Raw genomic sequence first — 12,627 nt, 5'->3', positions numbered from 1 at the left:
AGGACGCCGCCGAACAATCATTGTGGGAAAGCCCCGGAACACCGTTCCGGGGCTTTCCTGCGTTCAGGCCCGGTCATGGCCGGCTGTCCGGATTTTCTCGGCAGGTGGTTCGAAGCACCGCCTGATCCAGGGTATGCTTTGTGTCGTTGCCGCAGCGCAACAGGCCCCTATAGCTCAGTCGGCAGAGCGTCTCCATGGTAAGGAGAAGGTCAACGGTTCGATTCCGTTTGGGGGCTCGGACAAGAAGTAGAGAAGAAGGCCCCCGCCGTGCGGCGGGGGCCTTCTTATTGTCCCGGGCAGCCTCTTCGAACCTCAGCCGTGGTGGGGCTCCGGGACGCGCATCGTCAGAATGGCCATGTCGTCCGAGGCAGGCTCAGCCGCGAAGCGTTCCACGGCACGCAGGACACGCGCCGCGACCGCTCCCGCCGTCAGCCCGGTGCAGTTCGCCAGCACATCGCTCAGGCCGTCGTCGCCCAGCATGCGGGTGCCTTCCCGGCGCTCGGTGACCCCGTCGGTCACGCACAGGAGCACATCACCCGGGTCGAGCGTCACCATCTGCTCGTACAGCTCGAGGTCGTCCAAGACGCCGAGGAGCGGCTGCGGTTCGGCGGCCGGCTCCACGGTGCCGTCCTGGCGCAGCCGCAACGGCAGCGGATGTCCGGCGCAGACGACCTTGAGGACGGCGCTGCCGTCCTCCTGCGGCCACAGCTCCCCGTACAGAAGTGTGAGGAAGCGGCTGCGGGCGCCCTCATCGAGGATCGCCGCGTTCAGTCGCTCGAGGACCGCGGGGCCGCCGAAGCCTTCCCGGGCGAGGAGTCGCAGCGCGTGGCGGGCGAGACCGGTGACCGCCGCTGCTTCCGGGCCCGTGCCGCAGACGTCGCCGATGGCGAAGCCGTACGCGCCGTCACGGATGGGGAAGAGATCGTAGAAGTCGCCGCCGACCTCGTTTCCCTCGCCGGCCGCACGGTAGATGACCTCGACCTCGACACCGGGAATCTGCGGCAGCTCCGGCGGCAGCAGGCTGCGCTGCAGGGACTGGCTGATCGCCATGCGCTCCGAGTAGAGCCGTGAGTTGTCCAGCGCGAGGGCCGCACGCCGGGAGAGGTCCTCCGCGAGTTCGAGGATCTCTTGACGGAAGTGGTCGTCGGACGGTTTGCCGAGCGTCAGCATGCCGATCACCCGGTTGCGGGCGACGAGCGGCAGTACGACGGTCTCACCGCCGACGGCTGCCGCCGTGGCGAGCGTGGTTCCGATCCCTGAGGACACCGGCGGCCTGGAGCCAAGTCCCAGTTCGCGCTTGGAGGTGAGCAGCGCCGCCCGCTGGGCGGCCTCACCGGGTGCGTTCCACACCCGGGCGCCGGGCGTCGGTACCGGGTCCGGCGGGTCGATCTTCGAAAGGAGGGCCTTGAGGCCGTCGATGCGTTCCTCGTCCTCGTGCAGCACATAGCTCAGGTACGGCTCGGACGACTGGTCGGCGATCGTGTAGACCGCGCACCAAGTGGCGAGCGTGGGAACCGTCATCTGTGCCATCAGGGCCAGCGTCTGGTCCCGGTCCAGGGTTCCGGCAAGCAGGTCGGAGGCCTCGACGAGGAAGGACAGTGAGCCGCGGCGCAGCCGCTCCAGTTCGCCGAGCCGCGCCGATTCGACGGCCAGCGCAATACGGTCCGCGGCGAACTGCAGGCGCAGCGCCTCCTCGTTGGAATAGCGGCCCGCGGACTCGGCGGCGACGCCGAGGGAGCCGGTGAGCCGGCCCTCGACCTTCAGCGGCACGGTGACCACGGAACGCATGCCGGTGGAGTTGAGGAGCGGAACCGCTCCGGGGACGGCTGTGAGGTCCTCGTGGACGGCCGGCATCCGTGCGGAGCCGTAGCGTCCTGAACCGGCTTCCACCGGAACGCGGGCGAAGCGCTGCCGGGCGGACGGGAGGCCTGTCGTGGCCCTGACCTCCAGCTCCGTCTCGTCATCGGTGGCCAGGAGCAGGAAAGCCGCGTCCCCGTCGAGCATGTCCCTGGCCCGTTCGACGGTGCGCTGGAGCAGGCCGTCGAGGTCGTCGGGGGCGGGGGAGCCGATGAAGACCTCGAACGGGTCGGTGGTGCGGTGCTCCGCGCCGCTGTCTCTGCCGGAGACGCGCTGGGGCGACTGCAGTACGGCGCGCTCGTCGTCACGCACCAGCAGACAGACCGTGGACGGCTCGCCGTTCACGTCGCGTACCCGCAGGTGGGAGGCGTAGACCGGGATCACGCGGCCGTCGCTGCCACGGATGCCGTAGCTGCCTTCCCACCGGGAGAGCCGGAACGCCTCCGCGATGCCGGTGCCGATGCCCGGTGTGTGCGGCCAGGCGGCGAAGTCGGTGAGCGGCTTGCCGACGACCTGGTCCGCCGTGTACCCGAAGAGGTGCTCGGCGTCCTCGTTCCACACGGCGATCGTGCCGGTGCGGTCGATCTGCGCGACAGCGACCCGCACCCGCTCCTCTGCCACCGGCAGCAGGGAGGTGGGCAGCACCGGACCGGCGGACCGGGTGCCCACCGGCCGCTGCGGCAGGTCCAGTTGGAACCACACCGTCTTGTGCGTGGGCGTGTATTCCACGCCCCAGCGGGAGGCGAGCGCCGCACACAGGAGAAGTCCGCGCCCGTTCTCGCTGTCGAGATTCGCGATGGTGCGGCCCGCGCCCTGTATCGGTACTTCCCGCTCGGGATAGCGGTCGGCGACCTCGACGCGGACACCGTCCTCCGAGCGCAGACACAGGACGTCGGCGGCCGTGCCGGCGTGGATCACCGCGTTCGTGACGAGCTCGCTGGTGAGGACCACTGCGTCGTCCACCACGTCGGAGTGTCCCCACCCCTGGAGGGTGTCGCGGACGAAGGCACGGGCGGTCGCTACGGACCGCCCGACAGGGTCGAAGCTGGCGGCCGCCCGCGCGGTGATCACAGAACTCCTCGTACGCGTCTCGACGCCCGGCTCTGCCATGATCGGCCTGCCCCTCCCGGTGCCCGGTGGTAGATGTGCACCACACCGCCCCTGCCGGGCGGACCGGGGCGGTTGGACAGCCGGATGCCAGGTTACTTACCTTCGCTGTCCGAGCGGATGCCGGTTACCGCTGTTTCCGCCCTCCGGGGGCGGGGACGCTATGCGAAGCTGCCGAACTGTTATCGCCTGGTTCCGGCATGGTGAAACACTGGGCAGGCTTCCTGAGGCGGCCCAGGAGTACGGTCAACCCCTGCGGGAGGGACACGGTGGAGTCTGGCGTGACGGCGCGGGCGAAAGATACGCGCGCGAAAGGCGGACGGTCCCGGAACAATGGGACAACCGAGGTCGACACGGCGGCCCTCAACAGGCTGCTGGCGGCGCTCGTGACGATGCGCGACGGAAACTTCCGCCGCCGTCTTACGGTGTCCGGCGACGGTGTGATGGCCGAGATCGCGGCCGTCTTCAACGAGGTCGCCGACCGGAATCTGCACCTGACGGGGGAGATCGCCAGGGTCCGCAGGATGGTCGGCCGTGAGGGAAAGCTGACCGAGCGGCTGGAGACGGGTGCCTGCGAGGGCTCCTGGGCGGCGGCAGTGGACGCCGCGAACGACCTGGTGGACGATCTGGCACGGCCGGTCTCCGAGGTGGGGCGGGTGCTCTCCGCGGTCGCGGAGGGTGACCTCGAGCAGCGGATGGAGCTGCGCTCGCATGCCGCGGACGGTCAGGACGGTGCTGCGGTCCGCCCGCTGCGCGGCGAGTTCCTGAAGGTCGCCCGTACGGTCAACAACCTGGTCGACCAGCTGTCGGCGTTCACCGACGAGGTGACCCGGGTCGCGCTCGAGGTGGGTACGGAGGGCAAGCTCGGCGGCCAGGCCCAGGTGCGCGGCATGTCCGGTTCGTGGAAGGACCTCACGGACTCGGTCAACACGATGGCGTACCGGCTGACGGCGCAGGTGCGTGACATCGCTCTCGTCACGACGGCCGTCGCGAAGGGCGATCTGTCGCGCAAGGTCACCGTTCATGTGGCCGGTGAGATGCTGCAGCTGAAGGACACCGTCAACACGATGGTCGACCAGCTGTCGTCGTTCTCCTCCGAGGTGACGCGGGTGGCCCGGGAGGTGGGCACCGAGGGTGAGCTGGGCGGTCAGGCGACCGTTCCCGGCGTGGCCGGTGTGTGGAAGGACCTCACCGATTCGGTGAACACGATGGCCGGCAACCTGACTTCCCAGGTGCGCGGCATCGCCGAGGTGACGACGGCCGTCGCCAACGGCGACCTCTCGCAGAAGGTCACGGTCAACGCGCGGGGCGAGGTCGCCCAGCTCGCGGAGACCATCAACCAGATGACCGAGACGCTGCGGACGTTCGCGGACGAGGTCACGCGCGTGGCCAGCGAGGTCGGTGCGGAGGGTCTGCTCGGTGGTCAGGCGCAGGTCCCGGGTGCGGCGGGTACGTGGAAGGATCTCACCGATTCGGTGAACACCGTCTTCCGTAACCTGACCACCCAGGTGCGTGACATCGCGCAGGTGACGACGGCGGTGGCGAACGGTGACCTGTCGCAGAAGGTCACGGTGGACGTGGCCGGCGAGATGCTGGAGCTGAAGAACACCGTCAACACGATGGTGGACCAGCTGCAGTCCTTCGGTTCCGAGGTGACCCGGGTGGCCCGAGAGGTCGGTGTCGAGGGCCGCCTCGGTGGTCAGGCCGAGGTGCCGGGTGCGGCGGGTACGTGGAAGGATCTCACCGATTCGGTGAACACCGCGTTCCGCAACCTCACCGGTCAGGTGCGTGACATCGCGCAGGTGACGACGGCGGTGGCGAACGGTGACCTGTCGCAGAAGGTCACGGTGGACGTGGCCGGCGAGATGCTGGAGCTGAAGAACACCGTCAACACGATGGTGGCGCAGCTCTCCTCGTTCGCCGACCAGGTCACGCGCATGGCGCGGGATGTGGGTACGGAGGGCCGCCTCGGCGGTCAGGCGAGGGTCGACGGCGTCAGCGGTACGTGGAAAGAGCTGACGGACTCCGTCAACTTCATGGCCGGCAATCTCACCTCTCAGGTGCGTCAGATCGCGCAGGTGACGACGGCGGTGGCCCGCGGTGACCTGTCGCAGAAGATCGACGTGGACGCGCGGGGCGAGATCCTCGAGCTGAAGAACACGATCAACACCATGGTCGACCAGCTGTCCGCCTTCGCGGAGCAGGTCACCAGGGTGGCCCGTGAGGTGGGTACGGACGGCCGCCTCGGCGGTCAGGCCCAGGTGCCCGGTGTGGCCGGCGTGTGGCGTGACCTGACGGATTCGGTGAACGGCATGGCCGGGAACCTCACGGCGCAGGTGCGCAACATCGCGCAGGTCGCCACGGCGGTGGCCCGCGGTGACCTGTCGCAGAAGATCGACGTGGACGCGCGGGGCGAGATCCTCGAGCTGAAGAACACCCTCAACACGATGGTCGACCAGCTGTCGAACTTCGCGGAGCAGGTCACGAGGGTGGCGCGCGAGGTGGGCACCGAGGGCATCCTCGGCGGCCAGGCCGAGGTGCAGGGCGTCTCCGGCACCTGGAAGGACCTCACCCAGTCCGTCAACTTCATGGCGAACAACCTCACCAGTCAGGTGCGCAACATCGCCGAGGTGACGACGGCGGTCGCCAAGGGCGATCTCTCGAAGAAGATCACCGTGGACGCCAAGGGCGAGATCCTGGAGCTGGTGACGACCGTCAATACGATGGTCGACCAGCTGTCCGACTTCGCGGACGAGGTGACCAGAGTCGCCCGTGAGGTGGGTACGGAGGGTGTGCTGGGCGGCCAGGCGCGGGTGCGCGGAGTCACCGGCATCTGGAAGGACCTCAGCGACAACGTCAACCTGATGGCGAACAACCTCACCAGTCAGGTGCGCAACATCTCGCGGGTCTCGGCGGCGGTCGCCAACGGAGACCTGACGAAGAAGGTCACGGTGGAGGCACGCGGCGAGGTCGCGGAGCTTGCCGACACCGTCAACACGATGGTGCGGACGCTGTCGTCGTTCGCCGACGAAGTGACCCGCGTGGCGCGCGAGGTGGGCACGGACGGCCGCCTCGGCGGTCAGGCCCGGGTGCCGGGCGTCTCCGGTACGTGGAAGGACCTGACCGAGTCGGTGAACTCGATGGCGTCCAACCTGACCGGTCAGGTGCGGCAGATCGCCACCGTCACCACCGCGATCGCCAAGGGCGATCTCACCAGGAAGATCGACATCGATGCGCGGGGTGAGATCCTCGAGCTGAAGACCACCATCAACACCATGGTCGACCAGCTCTCCTCGTTCGCCGAGGAGGTCACCCGAGTGGCCCGCGAGGTGGGCACCGACGGGCAGCTGGGCGGTCAGGCCAGGGTGCGGGACGTCGACGGCACCTGGCGCGACCTGACCGAGTCGGTGAACGAGATGGCCGGGAATCTGACCCGGCAGGTGCGCGCCATCGCGGCCGTCGCGACCGCGGTGACCCGCGGCGATCTGAACCTCAAGATCGACGTGGACGCGGCCGGTGAGATCCAGGTCCTCCAGGACAACATCAACACCATGATCGCGAACCTCCGCGACACCACCCTCGCCAACGAGGAACAGGACTGGCTCAAGGGCAATCTGGCCCGTATCTCCGGTCTGATGCAGGGCCGACGCGACCTCGAGGACGTCGCATCGCTGATCATGAGCGAGCTGACGCCCGTGGTCTCCGCCCAGCACGGTGCCTTCTTCCTGGCCGTGCCGACCGGCGGCCCGAACACAGCGGCGGGCGGCGAGTCGTACGAACTGGTCATGCGCGGCAGTTACGGCTACTCGGCCGGTCTGATGCCGACGTCCTTCCGGCCCGGCGAGACCCTGATCGGTACGGCCGCGGAGGAGAAGCGGACGATCCAGGTCAATGTGCCGCCGGGTTATCTGAAGATCTCGTCGGGGCTCGGAGAGGCCTCACCGGCTTATGTGATCGTCCTTCCGGTGCTGTTCGAGGGGAAGGTCCTCGGCGTCATCGAGCTGGCGTCGTTCCAGCCGTTCACTCAGATCCAGCGGGACTTCCTGAACCAGATCGCCGAGATGATCGCGACGAGCGTCAACACCATCAGCGTCAATACCAAGACCGAGGTGCTGCTCAAGCAGTCGCAGGAGCTGACGGAGCAGCTGCGTGAGCGCTCCGCGGAGCTGGAGAACCGCCAGAAGGCGCTGCAGGCTTCCAACGCCGAACTGGAGGAGAAGGCCGAGCTGCTGGCACAGCAGAACCGCGACATCGAGGTGAAGAACACCGAGATCGAGGAGGCCCGGCAGGTGCTGGAGGAGCGGGCGGAACAGCTCGCGGTCTCCATGCGCTACAAGTCCGAGTTCCTGGCGAACATGTCGCACGAGCTGCGGACGCCGCTCAACTCCCTGCTCATCCTGGCGAAACTGCTCGCGGACAACGCGGACGCCAATCTCTCGCCGAAGCAGGTGGAGTTCGCCGAGACGATCCACGGCGCAGGGTCCGATCTGCTGCAGCTGATCAACGACATCCTGGACCTCTCGAAGGTCGAGGCGGGCAAGATGGACGTCAGCCCGACCCGTATCGCGCTGGTGCAGCTGGTCGACTACGTCGAGGCTACGTTCCGGCCGCTGACGGCGGAGAAGGGGCTCGACTTCTCCGTCCGTGTCTCGCCGGAGCTGCCCGCGACGCTGCACACCGACGAGCAGCGGCTGCTCCAGGTACTGCGCAACCTCCTGTCGAACGCGGTGAAGTTCACCGACAGCGGCGCCGTCGAGCTGGTGATCAGGCCGGCGGGCGCCGATGTGCCGCAGGCGATCCGGGAGCAGCTGCTGGAGGCCGGGTCGCTCCAGGACGCCGACGCGGATCTGATCGCCTTCTCCGTGACGGACACGGGCATCGGGATCGCCGCGGGCAAGATGCGGGTGATCTTCGAGGCGTTCAAGCAGGCGGACGGGACGACCAGCCGCAAGTACGGTGGCACGGGTCTCGGTCTGTCGATCAGCCGTGAGATCGCGCGGCTGCTCGGCGGCGAGATCCATGCGGCGAGCGAGCCGGGGCGTGGTTCGACGTTCACGCTGTATCTGCCGCTGCAGCCGAGTGAACTGCCGCCGCAGGGCTACCCGCAGCTCGCACCCGGTGTCGGGCGCGGGCACGGCGAGGAGACCACCGTGGAGGAAGACGGCGCACAGGAGCGGTCCCGGACCGTTGCCGCAGCCCCGGCGGGTCCCGCGGCTCTGCTTCGGCGGCGCCGGAAGGCACAGGCGGCCGTGGAGGCCCAGCGGCCCGCCGGCCCGCCGGCGGAGGCGCCCGGCCAGGAGCCGTGGTTGGCCGGGCCCGCGGGCGAGCAGGAGGGCGCGGAGCAGCGACGGGTGTTCGCCTTCGACGGTGAGAAGGTCCTGATCGTCGACGACGACATCCGCAACGTCTTCGCGCTCACCAGCGTGCTGGAGCAGCACGGCCTGTCGGTGCTCTATGCGGAGAACGGCCGTGAGGGGATCGAGGTCCTGGAGCAGCACGACGATGTGACGGTCGTGCTGATGGACATCATGATGCCGGAGATGGACGGTTACGCGACGACGACGGCGATCCGCAGGATGCCGCAGTTCGCGGGTCTGCCGATCATCGCGCTCACGGCGAAGGCCATGAAGGGCGACCGGGAGAAGGCGATCGAGTCCGGCGCATCCGATTATGTGACGAAACCGGTCGATCCCGACCATCTCTTGTCGGTGATGGAGCAGTGGATGCGCGGGGAGTGAGTGTCGGACGTGCGATTGTGCGCGAGTCGCTGATCGAATATGGCCGAAGGCGTGTGGGACCGCAGGTTCCGGGGAACTATCGGATCTCCCCCCACGTTTGCGGTATGTGCACAGTGACATCACGGTGACAGGGTGTGGCGACGGGCGGGGTGCGGCTACCATGACCGGCACAAGGACGGGCGGCGCAAGGGAGTCGTCCCCTGGGGCGGCGCCCGGCGCGTCCCCCGGCTCTTCGAGCTGGGGAGACCCCATGCCGGGGCGAGGAGGACGGGGCATGGTGCAGAAGGCCAAGATCCTCCTGGTCGATGACAGGCCGGAGAATCTGCTTGCGCTGGAGGCCATCCTCTCCGCGCTCGATCAGACGCTGGTGCGGGCATCGTCAGGGGAGGAGGCGCTCAAGGCGCTGCTGACGGACGACTTCGCGGTCATTCTGCTGGATGTCCAGATGCCTGGCATGGATGGATTCGAGACCGCCGCGCACATCAAACGGCGCGAGCGGACCCGGGACATCCCGATCATTTTCCTGACCGCGATCAACCACGGCCCCCACCACACCTTCCGCGGCTACGCGGCCGGTGCCGTGGACTACATCTCGAAGCCGTTCGACCCCTGGGTGCTGCGGGCCAAGGTCTCGGTCTTCGTCGAGCTCTACATGAAGAACTGCCAACTGCGCGAGCAGGCAGCGCTGCTGCGGCTCCAGCTCGAGGGCAGCGGCCAGGCCGAAGCGGGTGCCGGCCGGGAGCCCGCGGGTCTCCTCGCCGAGCTGTCCGCGCGCCTCGCCGCCGTCGAGGAGCAGGCGGAGGCGCTCTCCAAGCAGCTCGACGACGATTCGGCGGACGCGGCGGCCGTGGCGACGGCCGCCCACCTCGAGCGCAAACTCACCGGTCTGCGCAGGGCCCTTGACGCGCTGGAGCCCGGCACGGGCGGCGGCTCTCCGACGCTGCCCTCGCAGAGCTAGGTACGTACTTTCCGGGCGTCTCCTGGTGCTTGAGGGCGCGTCAGTTTCCGGCACTTCAGCAACGACACGAACGGGTGAGGCAGTGGGCACACGTGTCCGCTGCCGTCGACACCGGTAACCTCACCACCATGGCCTCACGTACGTCCGGCAAGGGTTCCCAGGGCACGGCGGGCACTGCGAAGCCGCGCGCCGGCCGTACTAGCGGTGCCGCGAAGAAGGCGGCGCCCCCCAAGAGGACCGCCCCCAAGAAGACCGTGCCCGCCAAGAAGGCTCCTGCGAGGAAGGCAGCGGCCAAGAAGGCGGCCGCCCCGAAGCCCGCACCGTCCCCGACCGGGGGTGTGTACCGCCTGGTGCGTGCCGTCTGGTTGGGCCTCGCGCACACCGTCGGCGCGGTGTTCCGCGGCATAGGGCGTGGCGCCAAGGGGCTGGACCCGGCGCATCGCAAGGACGGACTTGCGCTGCTGCTTCTCGGCCTTGCACTGATCGTCGCGGCGGGCACCTGGTCGAATCTGCGCGGTCCGGTCGGCGATCTCGTCGAAATGCTGATCACCGGCGCGTTCGGCCGGCTCGATCTGCTCGCGCCGATACTGCTGGGCGCGATCGCCGTGCGGCTCATCCTCTATCCCGAGCGGCCCGAGGCCAACGGCCGTGTGGTCATCGGCCTTTCCGCGCTCGTCATCGGCGTGCTCGGCCAGGTCCACATGGCGTGCGGATCGCCCGGCCGTGGCGAGGGCACGGAGGCGGTCCAGGACGCGGGCGGTCTGATCGGCTGGGCCGTGTCCAAACCGCTGATCTTCGCCATGGGTGAGGTGCTCGCGGTGCCGCTGCTGGTGCTGCTGACCGTCTTCGGTCTGCTCGTCGTCACCGCCACGCCCGTCAACGCCATCCCGCAGCGGTTGCGGCTGCTCGGCTCGAAGCTCGGCATCGTCGAGCCGCTGCACGGCCCCGACGCCGGGAAGGAGCCCGACGACGAGCGGTACGAGGAGCAGTGGCGGGAGGCGCTGCCCGCGCGCTCGCGTCGCGCGGCAGGCCGCGGCACGTCGCATGCCGGGCCCGACCCGGACTCCGCGGAGGCGGAGGCCCTCGCCAGGCGCCGCCGGCCACGCCGTCCATCGGCCCAGCCGGCCCTCGGCCGGGAGATGGACGCGGTGGACGTCGCCGCGGCGGCGGCCGCCGCCCTCGACGGGGCCGTTCTGAACGGCATGCCGCCCTCGCCGCTGGTTGCGGACCTCACGCGGGACGTCACCGCCGAGCGTCAGCGCGCCTCCTCGCCCGTGCCGAGCGCACGGGAGCCCGAGCCCGCGGACCGTGAGGAGCGGCCCGCCCCACCGGCGGAGGGGGTCGTGCCCGACCTGACCAAGCCGGCGCGCGAGGAGCTCCAGCCGCTGCCACCGAGGGCCGAGCAGCTCCAGCTGTCCGGGGACATCACCTACTCGCTGCCCTCGCTCGACCTGCTCGAGCGAGGCGGCCCCGGCAAGACCCGCAGCGCCGCCAACGACGCGGTCGTCGCCTCACTGACCAACGTCTTCACCGAGTTCAAGGTCGACGCGGCCGTCACCGGCTTCACCCGCGGCCCCACGGTCACCCGTTACGAGGTCGAGCTCGGCCCCGCCGTGAAGGTCGAACGCATCACGGCCCTGACCAAGAACATCGCGTACGCGGTCGCCAGCCCGGACGTGCGGATCATCTCGCCGATCCCCGGCAAGTCCGCCGTCGGCATCGAGATCCCGAACACCGACCGCGAGATGGTCAACCTCGGCGACGTCCTGCGTCTCGCGGACGCCGCGGAGGACGACCACCCGATGCTGGTCGCGCTGGGCAAGGACGTCGAGGGCGGCTATGTGATGGCCAACCTGGCGAAGATGCCGCACGTCCTGGTCGCCGGCGCCACCGGCTCCGGCAAGTCGTCCTGCATCAACTGCCTGATCACTTCTGTGATGATAAGAGCGACACCGGAGGACGTGCGGATGGTGCTGGTCGACCCCAAGCGGGTCGAGCTCACCGCGTACGAGGGCATCCCCCACCTGATCACCCCGATCATCACCAACCCCAAGCGGGCCGCAGAGGCGCTGCAGTGGGTGGTCCGCGAGATGGACCTGCGCTACGACGACCTCGCCGCGTACGGCTACCGGCACATCGACGACTTCAATCAGGCCGTTCGCCAGGGCAAGGTGAAACCGCCGGAGGGCAGCGAACGCGAGCTCCAGCCGTATCCGTACCTCCTGGTCATCGTCGACGAGCTGGCCGACCTGATGATGGTCGCACCGCGTGACGTCGAGGACGCGATCGTGCGCATCACGCAGCTGGCGCGCGCGGCGGGCATCCATCTGGTATTGGCGACGCAGCGGCCGTCGGTCGACGTCGTCACCGGCCTGATCAAGGCGAACGTGCCCTCCCGTCTCGCGTTCGCCACGTCCTCGCTCGCCGACAGCCGGGTCATCCTCGACCAGCCGGGCGCGGAGAAGCTGATCGGCAAGGGCGACGGCCTCTTCCTGCCGATGGGCGCCAACAAGCCCACCCGTATGCAGGGCGCCTTCGTGACGGAGGACGAGGTCGCCGCCGTCGTCCGGCACTGCAAGGACCAGATGGCTCCGGTCTTCCGGGACGACGTGGTGGTCGGCACCAAGCAGAAGAAGGAGATCGACGAGGACATCGGAGACGACCTCGATCTGCTCTGCCAGGCCGCCGAGCTCGTCGTCTCCACCCAGTTCGGCTCGACCTCGATGCTGCAGCGCAAGTTGCGCGTGGGCTTCGCCAAGGCCGGCCGGCTGATGGACCTCATGGAGTCGCGGAACATCGTCGGCCCGAGCGAGGGATCCAAGGCCCGTGACGTTCTTGTGAAACCCGACGAACTGGATGGAGTGCTCGCCGTGATCCGGGGAGAGACTCACTCGTAAGGGTCCTGGAAGCAACCGTTTCCCTTGGTCGTACGTCAAGTTGGAGGGAGGGACCCACAGATGTCCCGAC

Annotated in this window: 4 protein-coding genes and 1 tRNA gene; 4 read left to right on the top strand and 1 reads right to left on the bottom strand. The window is 68.9% G+C overall.

Annotation, left to right across the window (positions count from 1 at the left end; translation table 11 throughout):
* The first annotated feature begins 163 nt into the window (after positions 1 to 163).
* Positions 164 to 236: transfer RNA gene (locus IE198_RS31025), tRNA-Thr, on the top strand.
* A gap of 76 nt (positions 237 to 312) precedes the next feature.
* Here the strand turns inward: IE198_RS31025 and IE198_RS31020 are convergent.
* Positions 313 to 2,967 carry a SpoIIE family protein phosphatase gene (locus tag IE198_RS31020; RefSeq protein ID WP_189892649.1) on the bottom strand — a complete coding sequence of 885 codons (2,655 nt, stop codon included), beginning with the start codon at positions 2,965 to 2,967 and terminating at the stop codon, positions 313 to 315.
* A gap of 266 nt (positions 2,968 to 3,233) precedes the next feature.
* Here IE198_RS31020 and IE198_RS31015 point away from each other — a divergent pair, with 266 nt between their 5' ends.
* The 3 genes from IE198_RS31015 (at position 3,234) to IE198_RS31005 (ending at position 12,557) form a co-directional block, all read left to right on the top strand.
* Positions 3,234 to 8,702, top strand: coding sequence for a HAMP domain-containing protein (locus IE198_RS31015; RefSeq protein ID WP_189892647.1), 5,469 nt, complete (start codon positions 3,234 to 3,236; stop codon positions 8,700 to 8,702).
* A 274-nt stretch (positions 8,703 to 8,976) separates the two neighbouring features.
* Positions 8,977 to 9,660 carry a response regulator gene (locus tag IE198_RS31010; RefSeq protein ID WP_189892645.1) on the top strand — a complete coding sequence of 228 codons (684 nt, stop codon included), beginning with the start codon at positions 8,977 to 8,979 and terminating at the stop codon, positions 9,658 to 9,660.
* 128 nt (positions 9,661 to 9,788) lie between these two features.
* Positions 9,789 to 12,557 carry a DNA translocase FtsK gene (locus tag IE198_RS31005; protein WP_189892643.1) on the top strand — a complete coding sequence of 923 codons (2,769 nt, stop codon included), beginning with the start codon at positions 9,789 to 9,791 and terminating at the stop codon, positions 12,555 to 12,557.
* The last annotated feature ends 70 nt before the right edge of the window (positions 12,558 to 12,627 follow it).

This window comes from Streptomyces xantholiticus, from assembly GCF_014651015.1.
GTDB lineage: Bacteria > Actinomycetota > Actinomycetes > Streptomycetales > Streptomycetaceae > Streptomyces > Streptomyces xantholiticus.
Note: the sequence above shows the minus strand (reverse complement) of the source record. Positions and strands in the feature narration are given on the sequence as shown.

What these genes read in the sequence shown, in the direction of transcription:
- IE198_RS31020 (WP_189892649.1), bottom strand. Translation starts at nt 2,967, where the DNA reads ATGGCAGAGCCGGGCGTCGAGACGCGTACGAGGAGTTCTGTGATCACC.
- IE198_RS31010 (WP_189892645.1), top strand. Translation starts at nt 8,977, where the DNA reads ATGGTGCAGAAGGCCAAGATCCTCCTGGTCGATGACAGGCCGGAGAAT.
- IE198_RS31005 (WP_189892643.1), top strand. Translation starts at nt 9,789, where the DNA reads ATGGCCTCACGTACGTCCGGCAAGGGTTCCCAGGGCACGGCGGGCACT.